Genomic DNA, 22,410 nt, shown 5'->3' on the forward strand with positions numbered 1-22,410 from the left:
CGGCATCAGAGCACCGCGGCATTGGTCAGATCACCGCGGCGGGCCGCCTGGGCTGGTACAGCCACGCGTCGAAGAGGCCGGACAGATCCTTGCCGGACATCTGCTCGGCCAGGCCGACGAACTGCTCGGTGGTGGCGTTGCCGTACTGGTGGGAAGCAGTCCACTTCTTGATCAGAGCGAAGAAGGTCGCGTCGCCGATCTCCCTGCGCAGCGCGTGCAGGGTCATGGCCCCCCGTGTGTACACCGAGCCGTTGAACAGGTCGGCGCGCTGGGCCCGGCCCGGGGGGTAGCTCCACATGGAGTCGGCGGTCTTCGCGTAGTAGTTGCGGAAGACCGTGTCGGCCGTCGTGCCGCCCTCGTGCTCCGACCACAGCCACTCGGCGTAGGTGGCGAAGCCCTCGTTCAGCCACAGGTCCTTCCAGCGGGTGATGCTCACGCTGTCGCCGAACCACTGGTGGGCCAGTTCGTGGGCCATGACCCCCGAATCCGGGGTGAACCCTCCGTAGATCGGCTTGGTCTGGTTCTCCAGCGCGTAGCCGGCGGCGTAGTCGTCCACCACGGCCCCGGTCGAGGAGAACGGGTAGGGGCCGAAGACGGTCGACCAGTAGTCGGTGATCTGCCCGGTCTTCGTGTAGAGGGTGTCCAGCGAGCCGTGGAACGCGGGGTCGACGGCCGCGTAGACGGGGGTGCCGGCGGCGCTCTTCCCCGTGCGCGTCTCGAACCTGCCGGTCGTCATCGTCGCGAGGTAGGAGGCCATCGGATGCCTCTCCCGCCACACGAACGTGGTCCTGCCGTCACTCGTCGCGGGCGTTCCGGCGAGTTCGCCGTTCGCGATCGCGGTGACGCCCGCGGGCACCGTGATCTCGAAGGCGTACGTGGCCTTGTCGGACGGATGGTCGTTCGAGGGGAACCAGGTCTTGGCCCCGTTGGGCTCGCAGGTGACGAACGAGCCGTCCGGCGTCGCGATGAACCCGTAGGTCCCCAGGTTGGCGTAGTTGCGGATCGGATCGGGCACCCCGGCGTAGTCGACGGTGACGTCGAAACGCGCGTCCTTGGCGATCCGCGCCACCGGGGAGATCGTCAGCTCGTCGTCGCGCCGGCCGAACCGGGCGGCGGCGCCGTCGACGGTGACCTGGCTCACCGTGAGCCCGTGCAGGTCGAGGTCGAAGGCCGTCAGATCCTGTACGGCTCTCGCCCGCACGGTCGCGCTGCCCGACAGGCGCCTGGAAGCGGGGTCGTAGGAGAGCTTGAGCCCGTAGTGCTCGACGTCGTAGCCGCCGTTGCCGTCCTCGGGGAAGTCGGGGTCGCCGATCCCGGAGGCCCCCTGGGTGCCGCTTCCCGGCGCAGCACCGCCCACCGCGCCCTCGGAGGCGGAGCACGCTGCGGAGACGCCTGCGAGAGGCAGGGCGAGGGACAACGCGACCCCCAGCGACAGCGGTCGCAGGAGTCTTCCCACGGGGCGGCGCGGCGGGGTCGCCGAATGATGAGCAGCCATATGTCGAGCCACCTTACGTGAGGTGGGTTCCCAGGTCAGGCACCGACGATCCGGCTTTTCCCCCGCCGCCCGCTACCGCGTGACCCTTACAGGGTGCCTCGCAGGGCCTGCTCGCGCTCGATGGCCTCGAACAGCGCCTTGAAGTTGCCCTTGCCGAAACCGAGCGACCCGTGGCGTTCGATCAGCTCGAAGAACACCGTGGGCCGGTCGACCACGGGCTTGGTGAAGATCTGCAGCAGGTAGCCGTCCTCGTCACGGTCGACCAGGACGCTGCGCTTCTTGAGCTCCTCCACGGGCACCCGCACATCGCCGATCCGCTCGCGAAGCTCGGGGTCGTCGTAGTAGGAGTCGGGCGTGGCCAGGAACTCCACCCCGGCCTTCCGCATGTGGTCCACGGTCGCCAGGATGTCGTTGGTGGCGAGCGCGATGTGCTGGACGCCCGCGCCGCCGTAGAACTCCAGGTACTCCTCGATCTGCGACTTCTTCTTGCCCTCCGCGGGCTCGTTCAACGGGAACTTGACCTTGCGGGTTCCGTCGGCCACGACCTTCGACATCAGCGCCGAGTACTCGGTGGCGATGTCGTCGCCGATGAACTCCGCCATCTTGGTGAAGCCCATGATCCGCTCGTAGAAGTCGACCCACTCGTCCATGCGCTCCACGTTGCCCACGCAGTGGTCGATCGCCTGGAAAACCCTGCCGTGCTTCACGTCGGGACCGGCCACGATCGGCTGGGCGGGGACGTAGCCGGGCAGGTAGACGCCCGCGTAGTTGGACCTGTCCACGAAGGTGTGCCGGGTCTCGCCGTACGTGGCGATCGCCGAGATCACGACCTTGCCGTGGTCGTCCTCCACGACGTGCGGCTCCACGAGGCCGGTGGCCCCCCGCTCGAGGGCGTGCCGGTAGGCCGCCTCCGCGTCGGGCACCTCGATCGCGAGGTCGATGACGCCGTCACCGTGGTCCGCCACATGCTTGGCGAGCGCCGTGCCCGGGCGTACCGATCCGCGTAGTTCGAAGCGTGCGGAACCGGAGACCAGGACGTAGGCCACCTCGTCGGAGCTGCCCGTCTCGGGGCCCCGGTAGGCCACCAGGCGCATGCCGAAGGCGGTCGAGTAGTAGTGCGCGGCCTGCTTCGCGTTGCCTACAGCGAAGACCACCGCGTCCATGCCGTTAACCGGAAAGACATCGTTCATGAGTCCACTGTCCGTTGGGGTAGCCAAATTGTGCAAGAGTGAGATGTATTGATGGACAATTTGCTCAATTGCTAATCCCTGGCGGAGGTAAACGTTGTGACGATTGATCAGCTGGACGCCCGTCTCATCTCACTGCTGGCCGAGGAGCCGCGGATCGGCGTGCTGGAGAGTTCCCGCCGGCTGAATGTGGCGAGGGGCACGGTGCAGGCGCGGCTCGACCGCCTGGCGGCCAGGGGCGTCATCGTGGGCTACGGGCCGCAGATCGACCCCGCGGCTCTGGGATACGACGTCACCGCCTTCGTGACGCTGCAGATCCGCCAGGTCAGCGGACACGTGCCGGTCGCGGACCGGCTCGCCCTGGTCCCGGAGGTGCTGGAGGTCCACACCATCACCGGCGGCGGCGACATGCTCTGCCGGGTGGTCGCCCGCAGCAACGCCGATCTCCAGCGGGTCATCGATCTCATCGTCGACGTCGAGGGCGTCGTACGGACCTCGTCGGTGATCGCTCTCGACACACCTGTCCCTTATCGGACCCTTCCATTGGTCGCCGCGGCGGGCACATAGGCCGGAACGCGGGCGGGAAAACCGCGCCGTACGCCAGTATGGGAATGGGCCAAGCATTGTTATCCATCGTTTACCGTGGATCCATCCGCCCAGCTCACGGGTGTAAGGGGACGTTTTGGGGGTAACGCGTGCACGGCGGCGACGACGGTCGGGGGGACCGTGACAGCCGGAATTGGACCAAGCCAGTCGAAAGCGGCGAAGGGCCAATACCGGCTGAATGGGGGACCGTTCAGCGAGTCGTGAAGCGACCGCGGAAGCGGCTGCTCCGGATCGTCCTCATCGCGGTGGCGGCGTTGGCCGTGGCGCTGATCGCCGCCGTCGGCGTCGTGTGGGCGCTGACCCCGATTCCGGACACGACCCAGGAGCTGGCCACGGCGCAGGGCTCGGTGATCTACTACCGCGACGGCAGGTCCGTCCTCGCCAACGAGGGCGTCAACCGGAAGAACGTGCCGCTCAGCCAGGTCCCCACGATGGTGCGGAACGCGGTCATCGCCGCGGAGAACCGGACGTTCTACCAGGACAAAGGCGTCTCGCTCTCCGGCACCGCGCGCGCCATGTGGTCCACGCTCACCGGCCGCCAACTCCAGGGCGGCTCGACGATCACCCAGCAGATGGTCCGCAACTACTACAGCGGCCTCGGTCAGGAACGCTCCATCGGGCGCAAGCTCAAGGAGATCATGATCGCCCTGAAGGTCGATCAGTCGAAGTCCAAGGACTGGGTACTCGAGCAGTATCTCAACACGATCTACTTCGGCCGCGGCGCCTACGGCATCCAGGCCGCCTCGCTGGCGTATTTCAACAAGGACGTGCAGAACCTCACCCCGGCCGAGGGGGCGTATCTGGCGACGGTGATCCAGCAGCCCAGCCGGTTCGCCGACCCCAAGGGCGCCGACCTCGACGCGGCACGCTCCCGCTGGCACGCGGTGATCGACGGGATGGTCGCCACGCGGGCGCTGACCTCCGCCTCCGCGGCCGTCCAGGAGTTCCCCAAGCTGGCCGCGCAGAAGGCCCCGCTGTCCCTCGGAGGCCAGAACGGCTACATGCTCGCCCAGGTGCGGGCGGAGCTGAACCGGCTGGGCTACACCGACGAGGACATCAACCAGGGCGGCCTCAAGATCACCACGACCTTCGACAAGAAGCTCATGGGGCTCGCGCAGGCGTCGGTGAAGGCGGTGCTGCCCAGCGACACGCCCAAGAGCGTCCGCACCGGTCTCGCCGCGGTCGACCCGGCCACCGGGGAGGTGGTCGCCTTCTACGGAGGCCGGTACGAGACCAACCAGTACGACAACGCGTTCTCCGCGAAGGTCCAGGCCGGTTCGACGTTCAAGCCCTACGCGCTCGCCGCGGCCCTGCAGGCGGGCTACGGCCTCGGCACCCGGGTGTACGGCAACTCGCCCCTGAAGGTCGACACGGCCGAGATCCCCAACTCCGAGAACAGGTCGTACGGCTCGGCCATCACGCTCGTGCAGGCCGCCCGCTACTCCGTCAACACCGCGTTCGTCGACCTCGGGCGACTGGTCGGACTGGACAAGGTCGCGGCGGCGGCGGAGGCGGCGGGGATCCCGCCCGACCAGCTCGTCAAGCAGAAGGACTTCCCCACCTTCCCGCTCGGCACGGCGTCGGTGAGCGCCGTCCAGCAGGCCTCCGGGTTCGCCACGTTCGCCGCGAAGGGCGTCCACCGCCAGGCACACGTGATCCGTGCGATCACCGACGCGAACGGGCAGACCAAGAAGATCACCGTAAGCGGCGTGCGGGCCTTCAGCGAGGCCACGGCCGCGGACACGACCTACGCGCTGGAGCAGGTCGTGACCGGTGGCACCGGCACCGCCGCCCGCCTCTACGACCGCCCCGTGGCCGGGAAGACCGGGACGACCGACGAGTCGGCCGCCGTCTGGTTCTCCGGGTACGTCCCCCAGTTGGCCGTGGCGGTCGACATGTTCCGCGACGACAACAAAGCGGTGACCGTGCCCGGCTACGGGGCGCTGTACGGCGGGACGTTGCCCGCCCAGGTCTGGAAGTACTTCATGAGCGCGGCCATGGAGGGCAAGCCGGTCAAGGAGTTCCCCGACCCCGTGTCCTGGGATCCCTATTACTACTGGGATGGGTACGGCTCGAGCGCGTCGCCCTCGCAGTCGCCGAGCACGGGCGTCACCCCCGTGCCCAGCCCGCCGGACAGGGGGGTGGTCACGCCGGATCCCGGCGTCTCCACCGGTTCCAGCGGCCCGCCCGCACCCGGTGACGGTGACGTCGGCGGAGGCGCCGGGGACGGAGGCCTGGGCGTGCCCGGCGACGGCAGGCCACCTGACGCCGGAACCCCTGGTCAGCCGCCGCCGGTGGTGCCGACTCAGCCGGGCATCGGCTGATGGCCGGTCACGCCGACAGCTGGGCGCGCAACTCCGCGGGAGTGGTGACCGGAGCCCGGCAGGCGAAGCCGCGGCACACGTAGGCCGCCGGCTCGCCGCCGACCAGCCCGCGGCCTTCCAGCAGCGGGACGTCCGCGGTCCCCCCGGGCCCGAGGGCGACGACGAGGCCCGGCACGCCCGACATCAGGGCGGCCCGATGCAGGGCCTTCGTGCGCGGATCATCGGCGGGACCGACGACGGCCACCTCGACCGGCCCGTTCAGCGTGCCCTCCGTCACCGCGAGGCCCCACCCGGCGAACCTGGCGTACTGGGCCGCCAACACGGAGACGGTGCCGAGGGCCGCCTCGGCCGCCTCCCTGTGCCGTGCGGATCCGGTGAGTGCGGCGTAGGACAGCAGCGCTCCCGCCGCGGCGAACTGACCTGACGGCGTGGCGTTGTCGGTCGGGTCCTGCGGTCGCTGGAACAGCCGTTCGCCGTCGTCGGGGGAGTCGAAGAAGCCGCCCGATCCGTCGGGGAACCGGGCGAGCAACGTCTCCAGCAGGCCGCCCGCGCGATGGAACCAGCGCGTCTCCCCGGTCACCCCGTAGAGCACGAGGAAACCCTCCGCCACGTTCGCGTAGTCCTCGAGCACGCCCGCGTTGGCGCCGGCCCGCCCGTCACGCGAGGTCCGTCGCAGCCGTACCGGGCCGTCCACGGCGGAGCCCCCGGGCGTGTCCGCGAGGGCGTCCTCCGCGGCGTGCAGGTCGTCGAGCAGTACGGCGGCCGCCCGCGCGGCCTCCACCAGATCGGGACGGTCGAACAGGGCACCGGCCTCAGCGAGGGCCGACACGGCCAGGCCGTTCCAGGAGGCGACGACCTTGTCGTCCCGCCCCGGCCGCGGTCGTTGCTCACGTGCCGCGAGCAGTGCCGTACGGACCTGGTCGAACCGGGCGCCGTCATCGGGGTCGGCGAGAAGCTGGAGCACGGACATGCCGTGCTCGAACGTGCCGGTCACCTCGAAGAGCGACGTGGCCCAGGCCCCGTCGTCGTCACCGAGCACGTCACGGAGCTGCTCGGGGGTCCAGACGTAGAACAGGCCCTCTCCGTGCGAGCCGTCGGAGCCCGCGCTGTCGGCGTCCAGGGCGGAGGCGAAGCCGCCCTCGGGCGTGCGCATCTCGCGCAGCAGCCAGTCGGCGGTCTCCAGAGCGATCCGCCGGGCGAGCACCGACCCGGTGGAGCGCCACCAGTGCGTGTAGACCCGCAGGAGCAGGGCGTTGTCGTAGAGCATCTTCTCGAAGTGGGGGACCACCCAGCCGGCGTCCACCGAGTAGCGCGCGAATCCGCCGGCGAGCTGGTCGTAGATGCCGCCCCTGGCCATGGCGTCCATCGTCTTGCCGGCCATGGCGAGGGCGTCGGAGGTGCCGTGCCTGAGGAGGAACTCCAGGACCATGGACGGGGGGAACTTGGGCGCGCCGCCGAAGCCTCCCCTGCGCGGGTCGAAGCTCTCGGTGAGGTTGCGGACCGCGGCCTCCAGCACCGGCGCCGCGGGGAGCGTCCCCGAGGGGAGCCCCGCGCGCTCGTTGAGCGCCGCGACCACGTTGGCCCCCTGCGCGACGACGGCCTCCCTGTCATCGCGCCAGGCCTGAGACACACCCTGCAGAAGCTGCTGGAAGCGGGCGCGGGGGAAGTAGGTGCCCGCGTAGAACGGCGCCCCATCGGGGGTGGCGAAGACGGTCATGGGCCAGCCGCCCTGTCCGGTCATCGCCTGCGTGGCGCCCATGTAGACGGCGTCGACGTCGGGCCGCTCCTCGCGGTCGACCTTGATGTTGACGAACAGCTCGTTCATCAGCTCGGCGGTCGCGGGGTCCTCGAAGGACTCGTGCGCCATGACGTGGCACCAGTGGCAGGCGGAGTAGCCGACGCTGATCAGCAGAGGCACGCCGCGGGTGCGGGCCTCCTTGAACGCCTCGTCGCCCCACGGGAACCAGTCGACGGGGTTTTCGGCGTGTTGGAGCAGGTAGGGCGAGGTCGCGCCGCCAAGCCGGTTCATAGATCCACCCTCTCACACCGAAACGAGCGAAGGCCCCTGGTCTCGGGGGAGGTCAGGTCGTCGACAGGGCCTCCGTCGGGGTGAGCCGGGCGGCCCGGATCGACGGGTGGACACCGGCGATCATGCCGATCGGGACGGCGCCGCCGAGATCGCTGACGAGGGCGCCGGGCGGAATGACGACCGGCCGATGCTGATGGCCGGCGTGGCCGATGGTGGCCAGGACGCCGAGGAGCGTCCCCGTCACGACAGGAGGACGGACGCGGTGAGGAACTGTGCGGCCGGCAGGCGTCCGCGACATGCCCGGGCGGGCGGACCCCACGCGGCCAGGGAAAACAACGAGCAGATCATTCCGTTACTAGGGCAAGGAACCGCCACGAACGCGGCGGGGATGTGTTCCGGCCCGGTCCAGCGTAGGCTCACGGGGCGTGAGCTTGGATCTGGACTTCGCTGTAAGGCATTCGGGGCGGCAGGCGTCGGCGCTGACGCGGCGCGACGTGGCCCGTGTGCTGTTGGCCGTGCCCTCGGGGCAGGCCCTGGTCTCCCTGTCCGACCTGCGCAAGGAGCTGCTGGCGGCGGGCAACCCGCTCTCCGTCGTCTTCTGGGACTCGGCCAGGGCGATCCTGTCCCGGATCGAGTCCGGAGCGGCCACGGTGGGGGACGTCCAGCGTTGGCTGGAGTCCAGCGGGACCGAGCCGATTCTGCTCACTCGCAGTTACTTCGTGTGGCCGGAGGAGAGCGAGCGCGGCCCCATCGCCACCGAGATGTACGAGCGCATGGTGGCGTTCCTGGAGGAGCAGGTGGACGCCGGCGAGATCGACGCCGACGCGCTGGCCGCCGCGGACCAGGACGCGCGCCACGCCTATGAGGAGTTGCAGGAGCGCTGGCTCACGACGCCTCTGCCCGACGGGCGGGTTCCGAACGTCGTGGTCAGCGACGAGCAGGACCAGGAGCTGTTCGCCGCCTGGGACGAGGAGGAGGCGTTCGCACTCAGCGAGCTGCGCCGCGTGCTCGACGACCTGCCAGAACCTCCGCTCCCCGTCCATGACCTCCGGTCCGCCGCCGGGCGGTTGCGCGTCACGCTCACCCAGCAGGGCTATCCCGGCAACATCCTGCGGGCCTGCGCGGGCCTCGAGGACGGGCTCCTGCCCGAGCGCGACGAGGATCTGTGGCTCGCCGTCGCGGCCGGGATCGCCGCCCCGATCTCCGATCTCCCCGACGAGGAGGACGCGGCCCGCTTCTTCGACATGGAGGGGGAGCTGAGCCACGAGGACTCGATCCTGGCCTCCCTGTGCGCGATCCACCATGCGGACTGGCTGGCGGTGGTGATCACTCTGGCCCGTTACGGCCCGGGAGTGCTCGCCTCACCGGAGCGGATCGCCCGGTTCATCGCCGACTCGGAGGACATCGACGTCGAGCCCGACGACCCGGAGGACCTCGAGGCGACCGAGATGCTCTTCACGGCCGTGACGCCGCTGTGGGCTCACCTCGGCATCGTGGACAAGGCGGAGGTGCTCACGCCGCTGGGCTGGTGGGGGCTGCCCAAGGCGCTGGAGCGGGCCTGGTCGGCGGAGTGACCTGAGGCAGGTCAGTCCGCCGACTTGACGGTCTCGCGGTAGGCGTCGTCGACGAGGTCGAGATACTCGGGATGGCGCCCGATGTAGCCGGCCACGAACGGGCAGATGGGGACGACCTTCAGACCCGCCTCCCGAGCCTGGTCGAGCGCGGCGGACACGAGCTTGCCGCCGAGTCCGTGCCCCTCGAACTCGTCGCGGATCACCGTATGAGTGAAGACGATCTTGCCGGGTCGGCGCCGGTACTCCGCGAATCCGGCGACCTGCCCGTCGACCAGGATCTCGTAACGCGCCTTTTCGGCGTCGTCCACGACCTCGGTCACTCGTCTCCCCCGTCCTGGCGGTTCTCGAGCCGGTCGTCGGGGCCGTTGATCTTGGCGAACTTCCTGTTCATCGACTTGATGAGGAAGAACAGGGCGACGCCGATGGCGGCGACGACCATGAAGGCGAGGATCCCGGGGCCGACGTTGGTGTAGTCGGGTGTGACGTTCACGGCTCCAGCTTACGAGCAGGCAGGGGAGACCCCCGCGTGGATCCCCGTGAACAGGTCGTCCTCGGGGAGCGAGGTGTCCACCAGCGAGCGTGCCAGGTGGTAGTCCTCGGTCGGCCAGGCCTCCTGCTGGATGTCGATCGGGCACACGAACCAGAACCCGTCCGGGTCGACCTGCGTGGCGTGCGCCATCAGGGCGCGGTCACGCGTCTCGAAGTAGTCGGCGCACGGCACCCGGGTGGTGATCTCCCACTTCTGCGGGCGGTCCTCCCAGCGCGAGATCCAGTCGGCGTACGGCGAGCCCATCCCGCGCTCGTTCATGATCGCGTGCAGCGCCTCGAACCGCTCCCTGGTGAAGCCCATGTGGTAGTAGAGCTTCAGCGGCTGCCATGGCTCTCCGGTGCCGGGGTAGCGGTCCGGATCGCCGGCGGCCTCGAACGCCTCCACCGACACGCGGTTGGTCATGATGTGGTCGGGGTGCGGGTAGCCGCCGTTGTCGTCATAAGTCAAGATCACATGCGGCCGGAACTCGCGGATCGCCGCCACGAGCGGCCGCGACGCCACGTCGAGCGGCTGGAGCGCGAAGCATCCCTCGGGGAGCGGCTCGTTCTCGTCCTCGGGGAGGCCCGAGTCGACGAAGCCGAGGAAGCTCTGCTCGACGCAGAGGATCTCCCGGGCGGCGGCCATCTCCAGACGGCGCACCTCGCCCATGTTCTCAAGGATCTCCGGGCGGTCCATCTTCGGATTGAGGATCGACCCCCGTTCGCCGCCCGTGCAGGTGATCACGAGGACCTCCACGCCCTCGGCGACGTAGCGAGCCATCGTGGCCGCGCCCTTGCTCGACTCGTCGTCTGGGTGCGCGTGAACGGCCATCAGCCTCAGCGGTGCACTCACGGCTCTCCTCAAGTGTCCTGGTAGCTCCCAGGAGAGGTTAGCTTCTAATTGGCCGGGTGCTTCGGATTCGCCGCCCGACCGCGACCCCGAACAACCCTCCAGGGACAATTGATTCGCACAACGCCGAGAGACCACGGGGAGATTCCGTCATGCCGAGCGACGAGGCCGCCAGCGGCCCGGAGGGTCAGGTGCCCGGACCCATCCTCGGCACGCCGGACGAGTTCCAGCCCCGCCCGGCCACGCCCCGGCGGTTCGTGGCGTACGTCGTCATCGGCGCCGTCGTCGCCCTGATGGCCGGAGGCTGGGGCTACGTCATGGTGGCGTTCAAGGGCAATCCGGAGGTGAGTGCCGAGGTCATCACCTTCGACGCGAGCGCCCCGGCGTCCGCGCGGATCACCTTCTCCGTGCACAAGCCCGCGGACCGTGCGGCGACCTGCCGGTTGCGCGCGGTCGACACCCAGCACATCGAGGTCGGCAGCCGCGAGATCGACGTCCCGCGCGGCGAATCGGACATCGCTTTCACCGAGACACTGAAGACCACTGCCCAGGCCACGGCAGTCCACGTCCAGTACTGCAATCTCGTATAGTGGATTCTTTGGGGAAGCGTTCGAAGGCGTTAACTTCCTAGCCTTCCGAGTCACTTACTGGAACAAGGAGAACCCGTGGCCGTCTCCCAGAACGAGAACGTCACCTGGCTGACGCAGGAGGCGTACGACCGCCTCAAGGAGGAGTACGAGTACCTTTCTGGCCCGGGTCGCACCGACATCGCCAAGAAGATCGAAGCCGCCCGGGAAGAGGGCGACCTCAAGGAGAACGGCGGCTACCACGCCGCCAAGGACGAGCAGGGCAAGATGGAGGCCCGAATCTTCCACCTCCGTCAGATCCTCGACAGCGCGAAGGTCGGCGAGGCTCCCCGCGCCGAGGGCGTCGTCGGTCCCGGAATGACCGTGACGGTGCGTTTCGCCGGCGACGAAGAGGAGGTCACCTTCCTCCTGGCCTCCCGCGAGGAAAGCGGCGCACCCATCGACGTGTACTCGCCGAAGTCCCCCCTCGGGGCCGCCATCAACGGCAAGAAGATTGGCGAAAAGGCCAGTTACACGCTGCCGAACGGCAGGCAGAACACGGTGGAGATCCTCGAGGCAGTGCCGTACATCGGCAACTAGAGCCGTAGAGAACGTCTCACCCACATGCCGGGAGTCTCGCGGTAAAGGATTGCGAGATTCCCGGCGGTACGGCAGGCTCGGGGATGGACCGGACCTTAAATGCCGAAAGGGGTGAGATCGTGCTCGATGGTCGAGCGCGGCTCACCAAGGTCGTCTCCGAGGTCCGTGAGGACCTCGCCTTCCGTCCCCGGATGCCCCGGCGGGACCCTCGTCGCCGGATCCGGAACCTGCGCAGGACGGTGCCGTTCATCGCCGCGCTGCTGACCTCCGTGCTGATCCTGGATGTCGTGGTCCTGGCCGAGCTGACCGGCAGGGAGCCCGACAAGGCGGCCTTCCGGCAGCAGACGCAGCCCGTGCGGGATCCGGGCGGGTTCGTCGCCGCCTCAGGACCCGCCGTGGCCCCGACGCCGGCGGTCGCCCCGCTCAAGAAACCGATCCGGGCACAGCTGCTCGTGGTCGCCGACCATCCCCTTCCGCCGGAGGACGTGGCGGAGGTGCGCGACCAGAAGGGCGTGACCGGGACCGAGGTCGTCGACGCCGCCGAGGTGCGGATGGACGGCAAGCGGGTCCAGACCATGGGCGTCGAACCCTCGACGTTCCGGCCGTACGCGCCGAAGTCGACCGCCGAGTCGGACGCGCTCTGGGCCAACATCGCCGCCGGTGACATGGCCGTCTCGTTCGACCTGGGCCAGGACGGCGGACTCAAGCTCGGCTCCACGGTGGACGGAGGCGGCCGCCAGTTACGGGTCGGGGCCTACGCCACCGTGGGGATGGGATCGATCTCGGCCGTCGTCTCCCGGCAGACCGCCAGGTCGCTGGGCATCCCCACGGGGAACGCGCTCGTCGTCAGCGCGCCGAAGGCCGACTCGCGGGCGCTGCGGGCGAAACTGCTGAAGATCCTGCCGAAGGGCAGCCAGGTGGCGACCATCAACCCGGTGGTCGTCGAACGGCGTGGCCGTACGGCATGGCCCGAAACGGCGTTCATGTCCACGAATCAGATCCAGGTCGCCCTCCAGGCCGCCGAGGGCAAGCTGGGCCGGCCGTACGTGTGGGGGGCGGAGGGACCGGACAGCTTCGACTGCTCGGGGCTGGTGCAGTGGGCCTTCGGTCAGGCCGGCGTGCGGATGCCGAGGGTCGCGGACCAGCAGTGGGCGACCGGGCCCCGGATCCCCCTGTCGCAGGCGCGGCCGGGTGACCTGATCTTCTGGCGGAACGACCCCACGAACCCCGGCTACATCTCGCACGTGGCGATCTACTGGGGCCCCGGCAAGATGTTGGTGGCGCCTCATACGGGGGACGTGGTGAAGTTCTCGCCGATCTACACGAAGAATCTGGCGGGAGTCGTCCGGGTGAGCCCGGCGGTCGCCAAGGGCGTGCGCTGACGGCTCAGATCGGGAGCCCCGCCTCGAGATAGCCGAGGGCCTCGTCGACGAGGTCGGGCAGCGGTTTCGCGCCGTCCTGCTCGACCCAGGAGAAGATCGCGGGCAACATCGCCCCCATCACGGCTCCCACGAAGGTCCGTACGGCGGGGCTGTCCTGATCGGCGCCGGACCGCTCGGCGACGGCCTGCGCGAGGCCGTCGATGGTGGTGAACAGGCCTTCCGCCGTCCGCACGCGGACCGCGGGAACGCTGAGGGACAATTTCGCCCGGAAGAGGGTCTGCTCCAGTTCCTCCGGCGAGAGCTCGTGGAACGCCGCCCGGAACGCGGCCCGGACCGCCGGCAGCGGGGACAGGCCCGCCGGTTGCCGGACGATCTCGGCGATGAGCAGGGGGTCGTAGTCGTCCTGGACGACGACGTCCTCCTTGGTGGGGAAATAACGGAAGAACGTGCTCGGAGAGATCTCGGACGCCTCCGCGATCTGCTCGACCGTCGTGGCCTCGTAACCGCGCTCGGCGAACAGCCGCAGGGCCTGCTCCTGGATCGTCCGCCGAGTCTTGGCCTTCTTCCGCTCACGAAGGCTCGTGGCCACGCTTTCCGAAGGGTCCGGGTTCCGATCAGCGCGCGACGGTGAGCTCATGCTCCGATTCTGCCGTCTCGCCGGACCTCGGTGTACGGCCCGGCAGGAAGATCGCCATGAGGGCCGCGGCCACCAGTGCGGTCAGCCCGCAGACGAGCAGGACCTGGTCCATCCCGGTGACGAACGCCTCCCTGGCCGCCCGCAGGAGGGCGCCGTCACCGACGGCCAGGGCACCGATGATCGAGTCCTTCGCCGCCTCGGGGGCGCCGGCCGGGAGGCCGCCCACATAGGCCGCCGACAGCAGGCTCCCGAGCACGGCCACGCCCAGTGTGCCGCCGACCTGGCGCATGGTCTGCAGCGTCGCCGATCCGGAGCCTGAGCGCTCCTCGGGCAGCGTGGCCAGCACGCCGTCCATGGCGGGGATCATGGCCAGCCCCACGCCCACGCCCACGACGGACAGCCAGAAGGCGATGTAGCCGTAGCCCATCGTCACCTCGGTCATCGTGCCCAGACCGAAGCCCGCGGCCAGCACCACGAGGCCGGCGGCCATCATCGCCCGGAGTCCGAATCTCCGCATCAGCCGCTCACCTGCCAGGCCGCCGGCCATGAGCCCGGCGACCATGGGAAGCACGCGGAGTCCGGTGCCGAAGGCGTCGTGCCCGAGTACGGCCTGCAGATCCTGCGGGACGACGAACAGGACGCCCGTCATGCCGAGGCTGACGAAGGTCGCACCGATCGCGCCCCAGATGAACACGCGGTTGCGGAACAGCCCGAGGTCGATCATGGGCTGACGTGTGCGGGTCTCCACCAGGACGAACGACCCGAGAAGGACGACTCCCGCCGCCAGCGCGGTCACCACTCCGGCGTCGCCCCAGCCGTCGGCGGGCGCCTGGATGATTCCGTACACGAGCGCGCCCAGACCGGACACGGACAGCAGGCTTCCCCAGACGTCCAGCCGGGGGGCCGAGGGATCGCGCGACTCGGGGACCAGCACGGCCGCAGCCACGAAGGCGACGATCACGATGGGGATGTTGATCAGGAAGATCGAGCCCCACCAGAAGTGGTCGAGCAGGTAACCGCCCACGATCGGCCCGAGGGGCAGGCCGAGGGCCATCGCCGCGGTGAAGGTCGCGATGGCCCGGCCGCGCTCCGCCGGCGCGAAGATCACCGGCAGCATCGACGTGGACAACGGCATGATCACCGCGGCGCCCGCGCCCATGAGCGCACGCGAGGCGATCAGGGCGCCGGTGCCGTCGGCCGTCGTCGCGATCACCGAGGCCACGCCGAAGGCGGCGAGACCACCCAGGAGCAGGCGCCTGCGGCCGAACCGGTCGCCGAACGCGCCTGCGGGGAGCATCAGGGCCGCGAACGGCACCATGTACGCGTCGACGATCCATTGCAGGTCGCCGGTGCTCGCGCCGAGATCGGCGGCGAGCGTGGGGAGGGCCACGTTGAGGACGGTCGCGTCCAGTCCGATGACCAGCACGCTGAGCACGAGCGCGCCGAGCGCCCACCAGCGAGAAGTGAGAGTAGCCATAATTTGATAGTAGCTATCAAAAGATAGCCACTGTCAACGCTTGGCTCCTGATGGGCGGAGTTGTAATCTTCATTACATGGATGCAGAAGAACAGTTGAGAGGCTGGTTCGCGGGGCGCCTCCCCGACGGATGGTTCTCCGAACGGCCCAGGATCGTGCTCGACCGCGAGGAGATCACGGTCATCGGCACCCTTCCGCCGCTCACCGTGGTGGAGGGCCTGCCCGAGGTGGAACGGGCCGCGGCGGCCGAGGGGTACGTCGAGCGGTTCCGTGAGGAGACCCGCGAACGCCGAATGGAGATCGCCCGTGAGGCGGAGCACCGCTTCCGCAGAAAGGTCTCCTGGGGGGTGACGGTCGACGGTGAGACAGTGATGTTCACCACTCTCTCCGTGCCGGTCATGACCCGGCTCAGGCAGGCCGAGCGGCAGGTGCTCGACACCCTGGTCGCCGCAGGAGTGGCGCGCAGTCGCAGCGACGCGCTGGCCTGGTGCGTCAGGCTCGTCGGCAAGCACACCGACACGTGGCTCGCTGACCTGCGCGATGCCCTCCAGCACGTGGACCGCGTCCGTTCGGAGGGCCCCGGTCTGGTGGACTGAACCAATTGGCCGATAGGCCTAGACCATTCGCATTGGCCTATACCAATGTGTAAGTCGCGGGAGGCGGGTAAGGAGAACGGGACGTTTCTTCGGAAGTGGCCGACGTGGGCGTGCACCCACGCGTCATCACTGCATCTGCCAGGCAGAACGTCAATAAAGGCAGTGGAGAAGACGAATATCGCGAATTTAACGGCGTGGAAACTCGATGGTCTACGCCAATTGGCTTCGCCGGCTATTCGTCGTTGATGATGATTTGGCCCCGCGACAAGAGGAGCCACCCCGTGTCAGTTTCAGTAGAGGTATCGAATCCGACCACTCATGCGGCGCTCGCCGCCTGGGTCGGTGAGATCGCCGAGTTGACCCAGCCCGACCGGATCGAATGGTGTGACGGCTCCGAGGCCGAGTGGACCCGCCTCACCAACCTGCTCGTCGAGCAGGGGACCTTCACCCGGTTGTCCCAGCGGATCAACAGCTTCTACGCCGCCTCCGACCCCAGCGACGTGGCCCGGGTCGAGGACCGCACGTTCATCTGCTCGGAGCGTGCCGAGGACGCGGGACCGACCAACAACTGGATCGCGCCCGACGAGATGCGGCGGACGTTCGCCGGCCTCTTCAAGGGCAGCATGCGCGGCCGGACCATGTACGTCGTGCCGTTCTGCATGGGCCCCCTGGGCGGGAACATCTCGCAGTTGGGCGTGGAGATCACCGACTCGCCGTACGTGGTCGTGTCGATGCGGATCATGACGCGGATGGGCGAGGAGGCGCTGCGCCTCATCGAGGAGCGCGGCGACTTCGTCAGGGCCGTGCACTCCGTGGGCGCGCCGCTGGCGCCGGGCCAGAAGGACGTCCCCTGGCCGTGCAGCCAGACGAAGTACATCAGCCACTTCCCCGAGACCCGCGAGATCTGGTCGTACGGCTCCGGCTACGGCGGCAACGCCCTGCTCGGCAAGAAGTGCTACGCGCTGCGCATCGCCAGCGTGATGGCCAGGGACGAGGGCTGGCTGGCCGAGCACATGCTCATCCTCAAGCTCACCCCGCCCGAAGGGGAGACCCGCTACGCGGCCGCGGCCTTCCCGTCGGCGTGCGGCAAGACCAACCTCGCCATGCTCCGGCCGACGATCCCCGGCTGGAAGGTCGAGACGATCGGGGACGACATCGCCTGGATGCGCTTCGGTCCCGACGGGCGGCTGTACGCGATCAACCCCGAGGCGGGGTTCTTCGGCGTCGCCCCCGGCACGGGCGAGAGCACGAACGCCAACGCGGTCGAGACCCTCTGGGGCAACAGCATCTTCACCAACGTCGCGCTCACCGACGACGGCGACGTCTGGTGGGAGGGCCTCACCGACGAGCCGCCCGCCCACCTCACCGACTGGAAGGGCCGCTCCTGGACGCCGGCCTCGGGTGAGCCCGCGGCGCATCCGAACGCGCGCTTCACGACCCCCGCCGGGCAGTGCCCGACCATCGCGCGCGAGTGGCAGGACCCGGCAGGCGTGCCGATCTCGGCGATCCTGTTCGGCGGTCGCAGGGCCACCGCCGTCCCGCTGGTCACCGAGTCGCTGAGCTGGCAGCACGGGGTCTTCCTCGGCGCGAACGTGGCCTCGGAGAAGACCGCCGCCGCCGAGGGCAAGGTCGGCGAACTGCGCCGCGACCCCTTCGCGATGTTGCCGTTCTGCGGCTACAACATGGGCGACTACTTCGCACACTGGCTCAAGGTCGGCGAGGCCGCCGACGCGGCGAAGCTGCCGCGCGTCTACTACGTCAACTGGTTCCGCAAGGACGCCGAGGGCCGGTTCGTGTGGCCGGGCTTCGGTGAGAACAGCCGCGTGCTGAAGTGGATCGTCGAGCGGCTCAACGGCGATGCGGAGGCCGTGCCGTCCCCGATCGGCAACCTCCCGGACCGGCTCGACACCGAGGGGCTGGACATCTCCGAGGAGAACCTGCGTCTCCTGCTCACCGTCGACCCCGAGGTCTGGCGCGAGGAGGCGTCACTCATCCCGGCGCACTTCGAGACCTTCGGCGACCACATGCCGAAGCAGTTGTGGGCCGAGTACGACGCCCTGGTGCAGCGACTCGGCTGATCCTGTACGGCTTGCGCCCCGGATGCGACGATTCTGGGGAACCCGGAGCGTCTGATCAGTAGACGAGGCGCAAGCCGTACGACAGCCGCCGTGACGTCACGCGCCTCCTCCTCCCCCAGGAGGTGCCATGGAGTACGTACTCCTCGTCGTCGCCGTCGCGATCGCCGGCTTCATCGCGCTCGTCGCGTCGGCCATGTCGGCCGACGCCGGTGGGCACGAGGACATCGGCGACGGGTCCTCCGGCCAGGGTGAGCTCGATCCCTACGAGTTGGCCTATCTCGCCGAAGGCCCCGACCGTGTGGTCGACACGGCGATCGTCGTGCTCATGAACCGGGAGCTGATCCGGATCTCGCGGGGAGGCCGCATCCACCGCGTCTCCGGGTCGGCCCATACCTCGGACGACGCCGTCGAGCAGGCCGTGCTCTCGCCGGCCTCCCGTCCCGGCGGTGTCAGGTCGGCTCGGCTCCGCCGGGAACTCTTGCAGGGCTCCGCGATGACCGGCCTCGAGACGCGCCTGGTCGCCAAGGGTCTGCTGATCTCCGACGAGGCCGCGGAGAAGCGCCGACTGGACGCCGGCGCACTGAGCGGGTTCATCATGTTCGAGGGCGCCGTCACCGCGCTACTGCTCCTGGTGCAGGCCATCGGCTTCGTCTCGTGGAGCGTGCCGTCCGTCGCGGCGGTGCTGGTGAACGTCCTGTCGGCCATTTACTGCATCCGCGTCCGCCGCCGCCACTCGCGGTTGATGGCGGGCACGCTCACCCCGGAAGGGCAGTGGGCCGTCCAGGACGCCCGTGCACGTACGGCGCCCACGTCCGCGGGGCGCGAGCCGTCGGCGCGGAGGGCGAGACGGCACGCCCACGCCGGCGTGGCGATCGGCGTGGCGATCGGCGTGGCGCTCTACGGCCTGGGCGAACTGCCCGATCAGGGGATCGCGAAGGAGATCGGGCGAGGGCGCGAGCCTGAGAAGGAGCAGGCGTCCACCGGCCCCGCGGCCGGAGGCGGGGAGGCCACGTCGGGGTGCGGCGGGTGCGGCGGGTGCGGCGGGTGCGGAGGAGGGTGCGGCGGATGCGGAGGCTGAGGCGCCGCTGGGGGGCGCGTCTCCGTCTGCCGCTGATCCTGTGCGGCTTGCGCCCCCGATGCGAAACTTCTGGGAACACTCGCGCGTCTAATGGATAGACGGGGCGCAAGCCGTGCGGCTGACACGGGCGGTGGTGACGCGCTCCCTCCTTCCCCCCAGGAGGGTGTTCATGGAGTTCGTACTTCCACTCGTCGCGGTCGTCGTCGCGGTTCTCGCGAGGAACGCGGCGTCGGCTTTCACCCGGGAACACCAGAGAATCCGTTCGGTCTCCGGCTTCAGCCGGGACGATCTCACCCACTACGAGCTCGCCTATCTCGCCGGCGGCCCGCGTCGTGTGATCAACACGGCGATCGCGCTGCTCGTGGACCGGGAACTGGTCCGCGTCGCGCGAGGAGGCCGCGTCACCGTCGTCGCCGGCGCCGTTCCGCCCGCGGACGAAGTCGAGCGCGCCGTCCTCGACCTGGCGGCCGTACCGGGAGGGCGCTCGGCGTCGGAGATCCGTCACGAGGTCGCCCGCGCTCCGGCGATGACCGACCTCAAGCTGCGCCTGATCGCCACGGGGCTCCTGCTCCCTGACGGCGCGCTCAACGGCCCGCACGCGACCAACACCAGGTTGGGGCGCCTGGTCGTCCTCGCCTTCGCGGTCACGGCCGTGTCCGTCGTGGTGCCGATCGCGGGCCTTCTCCCGTGGAGCCCGCTGGCCGTCGGGGCGGTGCTCGTGGCAGGCGTCACCGCCGTGTCCGGCCTGCGCGCCCACCGCCGTTACGCGAGGGCGCTGCCGAGCCTTCTCACCAGGAGCGGGCGTGATGCCCTCCAGGCCGCGCAGACCCGGAACGCGCGCACACGGGTCGAGCCGATCTCCATCATGGCGGACACCGCGGTCTACACCGGCCTGGCCGGCGGCGTGGCCCTCTACGGGCTGGTCGAGATGCCCGACCAGAGCGTCGCGGTCGAGATCGACAGGGAACGGGACCACGGCGGGAGCGGCGGAGACGGTTCCGGCGGCTGTGCGTCCGGGGCCTGCGGAGGCGGACCCTCGGACTGGGGGGCCGGATCCTTCGGATCCGACTCGGGTGGCGGTCATTGGGGTGGCGGTCATTCGGGCGGCGGTCATTCGGGTTCCGACGGCGGCGGCTGTGGCGGGGGTTCGAGTTGCGGCGGCGCGAGTTGCGGAGGAGGGGGCTGCGGAGGTGGCGGCAACTGACCGGGCCGAGCTGGGAGTCGGCATCGGGTGGCGCTCGGAGATCGACCTGACCGTCGAACGGCTGGACGTCGACTTCGTCGAAGTGGTCGCGGAGAACGTCCACCCCGCCCGGCTCTCGGAGTCCCTCGCCCTGCTGCGCGCACGCGGCGTCCCGGTCATCCCGCACGGCGTGGCGCTCGGGATCGGCGGTGCGGACAGGCCCGACGCGGCGCGCCTCGCGCACCTGGCCGCCTGCGCGGAGGCGCTGGAGGCGCCGCTCGTGAGCGAGCACCTGGCGTTCGTCCGCGAGGGCGACCTGGAGGCGGGCCACCTGCTCCCCGTTCCCCGCACCCGTGAGGCCCTGGCCGTCATCGCCGAGAACGTACGGCTCGCGCAGGCCGCCCTCCCCGTTCCTCTCGCGCTGGAGAACGTGGCGGCACTGTTCGGCTGGCCGGAGGACGAGCTCACCGAAGCGGAGTTCCTCGGCGAACTGGTCGAGCGCACCGGGGTGAAGCTGCTCGTCGATGTGGCGAACCTGTACACCAACCAGGTGAACCTCGGGCTGGACGCCCGGGACGCCCTCGACGAGCTTCCTCTCAGCGAGCTGGCCTACGTCCACGTGGCCGGAGGACACCTCCACGGCGGCGTGTGGCACGACACCCACACCGCCGCCGCCCCGGAGGCGGTGCTCGACATCCTGGCGGAGCTGTGCGGCCGCGTACGGCCTCCTGGGGTCCTGCTCGAATGGGACGACGAGTACCCGAGCGACCGGGCGATGGCGGCCGAACTGGACCGGATCCGGGCGGCCATGTCGCGTGGCCGGGCCGCACGTGGTTGAGCCGGGGCCGGGGCCGTACGCCGGGCGGAAGCCTGAGCATCACGTGGAGCTCGACGCCGAGGGGAGGCCTGGGCGTGACGCGGAGCCGTCCGTCCGCGCGGCGCGCGAGTCTCTCAGGGCCGCCCAGGGGGCACTGCTGGCGGCCCTGGTGGCCGGAGGCGCGGTGCCCGAGGGTTTCGACGGGGAGCGCGTCAGGATCCAGGCGCACAGCCTCGTCGCCAAACGGCGCGGCCTGGTCGCTCGCCGGCTCCCCGATCTGGTCAGATCGCTCGGTCCGGATTTCGCCGCGGCGTTCGCCGCCTACGCCGCGGGCCGTCCCAAGCCCGGCGGAGGCTCGCAGGCCGACGCGAGAGACTTCGCCGACTGGCTCACCGCGCAGGGCCGGGTTCCGCGCGCTGAGGACGGGCATGGCGCGCCTACTCCGTGAGGCCCGCGATAATTGCCTGACCGAGGCTCCCAGGTCGTAAGGGAAGAGGACTTCATGGGTGTGCGCGATCTCGTGTACAAGCTGTACGAGCGCATGCTTGAGCGGAAGCTCTCCTCTGACCAGATCCCCCGGCATGTGGGTGTCATCGTCGACGGCAACCGGCGCTGGGCCAGGGCCATGGGGCTGCGCGACGTCAGCCACGGCCACCAGAAGGGCGCCGACAAGATCTCGGAATTGCTGGTGTGGTGCCGTGAGGCCGGCGTCGAATACGTGACGCTGTGGTTGCTCTCCACCGACAACCTTTCCCGGGACAAGGCTGAGCTGGGGCCGTTGCTTCAGGTCATCGAGGGTCTGGTGCAGGACATCGTCGACCAGGGATGGCACGTGTCGCCCATGGGGTCGCTCGACCTGCTGCCCGATCACACGGCCCGTGTCCTCAAAGATGCAAAAGAAACCACATCGCATCGTCCCGGGCTGATTGTGAACGTTGCGGTTGGGTATGGAGGAAGACGTGAGATCGCTGATGCGGTGCGCTCCCTCCTCCAGGAGCACGCAAGCAAGGGCGCGAGCATCGAAGACCTCGTCGAGGTCCTCGATGTCGAGCACATCGCGGAGCATCTCTATACGCGCGGTCTCCCCGATCCGGACCTCGTCATCCGGACTTCGGGAGAGCAGCGGCTGTCCGGATTCCTGCTCTGGCAGAGCGCCCACTCCGAGTTCTACTTCTGCGAGGCCTACTGGCCTGACTTCCGCAGAGTCGACTTCCTGCGGGCTCTCCGCTCCTACGCCGCGCGTAACCGGCGGTACGGCTCTTAGGCCGCCGAGATCATTCCAAACGGTACATGAACTGCCTCTTTCGGACAGCGCCCAACTATTGGGTCGAGGGGTTTCATTACGTACCGTGGTAGGTAAGTCGCCATCGACCCGGTCGATGGCTCTTACCTGGGGAGAGGGCC

At 69.5% G+C, this 22,410-nt stretch carries 22 protein-coding genes; 13 read left to right on the top strand and 9 right to left on the bottom strand.

Annotated elements, in window-relative coordinates; translation table 11 throughout:
• Positions 1 to 25 precede the first annotated feature (25 nt).
• Positions 26 to 1,495 (bottom strand): M1 family metallopeptidase, encoded by a 1,470-nt coding sequence (locus Psi02_RS08295; RefSeq protein WP_203972865.1) that lies wholly within the window; start codon positions 1,493 to 1,495, stop codon positions 26 to 28.
• An 86-nt stretch (positions 1,496 to 1,581) separates the two neighbouring features.
• Positions 1,582 to 2,685, bottom strand: a complete 1,104-nt coding sequence (gene hppD, locus Psi02_RS08300; RefSeq protein ID WP_203972866.1) for a 4-hydroxyphenylpyruvate dioxygenase — start codon at positions 2,683 to 2,685, stop codon at positions 1,582 to 1,584.
• A gap of 96 nt (positions 2,686 to 2,781) precedes the next feature.
• On the opposite strand from hppD, the gene Psi02_RS08305 reads away from it, so the two are divergent.
• The gene (locus Psi02_RS08305) at positions 2,782 to 3,249 is read left to right on the top strand and encodes an Lrp/AsnC family transcriptional regulator (protein WP_203972867.1); all 468 of its coding nucleotides are present in this window, start codon (positions 2,782 to 2,784) and stop codon (positions 3,247 to 3,249) included.
• 239 nt (positions 3,250 to 3,488) lie between these two features.
• Entirely contained in the window at positions 3,489 to 5,612 is a 2,124-nt protein-coding gene (locus Psi02_RS08310; RefSeq protein WP_203972868.1) for a transglycosylase domain-containing protein, read from the top strand.
• Between the two features lie 7 nt (positions 5,613 to 5,619).
• Here Psi02_RS08310 and Psi02_RS08315 read toward each other — a convergent pair whose 3' ends face one another.
• Both Psi02_RS08315 and Psi02_RS08320 read right to left on the bottom strand, forming a co-directional pair.
• On the bottom strand, positions 5,620 to 7,641 hold the full coding sequence (locus Psi02_RS08315; RefSeq protein ID WP_203972869.1) for a thioredoxin domain-containing protein: 2,022 nt from the start codon (positions 7,639 to 7,641) through the stop codon (positions 5,620 to 5,622).
• Between the two features lie 52 nt (positions 7,642 to 7,693).
• The gene (locus Psi02_RS08320) at positions 7,694 to 7,885 is read right to left on the bottom strand and encodes a hypothetical protein (RefSeq protein ID WP_203972870.1); all 192 of its coding nucleotides are present in this window, start codon (positions 7,883 to 7,885) and stop codon (positions 7,694 to 7,696) included.
• A gap of 181 nt (positions 7,886 to 8,066) precedes the next feature.
• Between Psi02_RS08320 and Psi02_RS08325 the strand changes: the two genes are divergently transcribed.
• Positions 8,067 to 9,215 carry a hypothetical protein gene (locus tag Psi02_RS08325; protein ID WP_239094709.1) on the top strand — a complete coding sequence of 383 codons (1,149 nt, stop codon included), beginning with the start codon at positions 8,067 to 8,069 and terminating at the stop codon, positions 9,213 to 9,215.
• 11 nt (positions 9,216 to 9,226) lie between these two features.
• Here Psi02_RS08325 and Psi02_RS08330 read toward each other — a convergent pair whose 3' ends face one another.
• The 3 genes from Psi02_RS08330 to mca are packed head-to-tail and all read right to left on the bottom strand — an operon-like array spanning position 9,227 to position 10,596.
• The gene (locus tag Psi02_RS08330) at positions 9,227 to 9,535 is read right to left on the bottom strand and encodes a GNAT family N-acetyltransferase (protein WP_203972871.1); all 309 of its coding nucleotides are present in this window, start codon (positions 9,533 to 9,535) and stop codon (positions 9,227 to 9,229) included.
• On the bottom strand, positions 9,532 to 9,705 hold the full coding sequence (locus tag Psi02_RS08335) for a hypothetical protein (RefSeq protein WP_203953771.1): 174 nt from the start codon (positions 9,703 to 9,705) through the stop codon (positions 9,532 to 9,534). Before Psi02_RS08335 ends, Psi02_RS08330 begins: the two co-directional genes overlap by 4 nt.
• Positions 9,706 to 9,714: 9 nt before the next feature.
• Positions 9,715 to 10,596: a mycothiol conjugate amidase Mca gene (gene mca, locus Psi02_RS08340; protein WP_239094710.1), complete on the bottom strand. Its 882-nt coding sequence runs from the start codon at positions 10,594 to 10,596 to the stop codon at positions 9,715 to 9,717.
• Between the two features lie 149 nt (positions 10,597 to 10,745).
• Between mca and Psi02_RS08345 the strand changes: the two genes are divergently transcribed.
• The 3 genes from Psi02_RS08345 to Psi02_RS08355 all read left to right on the top strand — a co-directional run bounded on the left by Psi02_RS08345 (position 10,746) and on the right by Psi02_RS08355 (position 13,141).
• Complete coding sequence (locus tag Psi02_RS08345; protein WP_203972872.1) at positions 10,746 to 11,183, top strand: DUF4307 domain-containing protein; 438 nt, start codon at positions 10,746 to 10,748, stop codon at positions 11,181 to 11,183.
• Positions 11,184 to 11,258: 75 nt separating this feature from the next.
• Entirely contained in the window at positions 11,259 to 11,759 is a 501-nt protein-coding gene (gene greA / locus Psi02_RS08350; RefSeq protein WP_203953769.1) for a transcription elongation factor GreA, read from the top strand.
• A gap of 119 nt (positions 11,760 to 11,878) precedes the next feature.
• Positions 11,879 to 13,141, top strand: coding sequence for a C40 family peptidase (locus Psi02_RS08355; RefSeq protein WP_239094711.1), 1,263 nt, complete (start codon positions 11,879 to 11,881; stop codon positions 13,139 to 13,141).
• 4 nt (positions 13,142 to 13,145) lie between these two features.
• Here Psi02_RS08355 and Psi02_RS08360 read toward each other — a convergent pair whose 3' ends face one another.
• Together Psi02_RS08360 and Psi02_RS08365 are read right to left on the bottom strand one after the other, a co-directional pair.
• Positions 13,146 to 13,730, bottom strand: a complete 585-nt coding sequence (locus Psi02_RS08360) for an acyl-CoA-like ligand-binding transcription factor (RefSeq protein WP_239094712.1) — start codon at positions 13,728 to 13,730, stop codon at positions 13,146 to 13,148.
• A 25-nt stretch (positions 13,731 to 13,755) separates the two neighbouring features.
• Entirely contained in the window at positions 13,756 to 15,255 is a 1,500-nt protein-coding gene (locus tag Psi02_RS08365) for a DHA2 family efflux MFS transporter permease subunit (RefSeq protein ID WP_203972875.1), read from the bottom strand.
• Positions 15,256 to 15,331: 76 nt separating this feature from the next.
• Here Psi02_RS08365 and abmR point away from each other — a divergent pair, with 76 nt between their 5' ends.
• The 7 genes from abmR to Psi02_RS08400 all read left to right on the top strand — a co-directional run bounded on the left by abmR (position 15,332) and on the right by Psi02_RS08400 (position 22,270).
• Positions 15,332 to 15,850, top strand: a complete 519-nt coding sequence (gene abmR, locus Psi02_RS08370; RefSeq protein WP_203972876.1) for an ATP-binding transcription factor AbmR — start codon at positions 15,332 to 15,334, stop codon at positions 15,848 to 15,850.
• A gap of 248 nt (positions 15,851 to 16,098) precedes the next feature.
• Entirely contained in the window at positions 16,099 to 17,928 is a 1,830-nt protein-coding gene (locus tag Psi02_RS08375) for a phosphoenolpyruvate carboxykinase (GTP) (protein ID WP_203973034.1), read from the top strand.
• Positions 17,929 to 18,055: 127 nt separating this feature from the next.
• Positions 18,056 to 19,006 (top strand): TIGR04222 domain-containing membrane protein, encoded by a 951-nt coding sequence (locus Psi02_RS08380; RefSeq protein WP_203972877.1) that lies wholly within the window; start codon positions 18,056 to 18,058, stop codon positions 19,004 to 19,006.
• Between the two features lie 169 nt (positions 19,007 to 19,175).
• Positions 19,176 to 20,210, top strand: a complete 1,035-nt coding sequence (locus Psi02_RS08385; protein WP_203972878.1) for a TIGR04222 domain-containing membrane protein — start codon at positions 19,176 to 19,178, stop codon at positions 20,208 to 20,210.
• Positions 20,197 to 21,027: an MbnB/TglH/ChrH family RiPP precursor modification enzyme gene (locus tag Psi02_RS08390; protein WP_239094713.1), complete on the top strand. Its 831-nt coding sequence runs from the start codon at positions 20,197 to 20,199 to the stop codon at positions 21,025 to 21,027. Before Psi02_RS08385 ends, Psi02_RS08390 begins: the two co-directional genes overlap by 14 nt.
• A 43-nt stretch (positions 21,028 to 21,070) precedes the next feature.
• Positions 21,071 to 21,454 carry an SCO6045 C-terminal-like domain-containing protein gene (locus Psi02_RS08395; RefSeq protein ID WP_203972880.1) on the top strand — a complete coding sequence of 128 codons (384 nt, stop codon included), beginning with the start codon at positions 21,071 to 21,073 and terminating at the stop codon, positions 21,452 to 21,454.
• A 54-nt stretch (positions 21,455 to 21,508) separates the two neighbouring features.
• Entirely contained in the window at positions 21,509 to 22,270 is a 762-nt protein-coding gene (locus Psi02_RS08400) for an isoprenyl transferase (protein WP_203972881.1), read from the top strand.
• Positions 22,271 to 22,410 lie beyond the last annotated feature (140 nt).

It is taken from the genome of Planotetraspora silvatica, assembly GCF_016863315.1.
Taxonomy (GTDB): Bacteria; Actinomycetota; Actinomycetes; order Streptosporangiales; family Streptosporangiaceae; genus Planotetraspora; species Planotetraspora silvatica.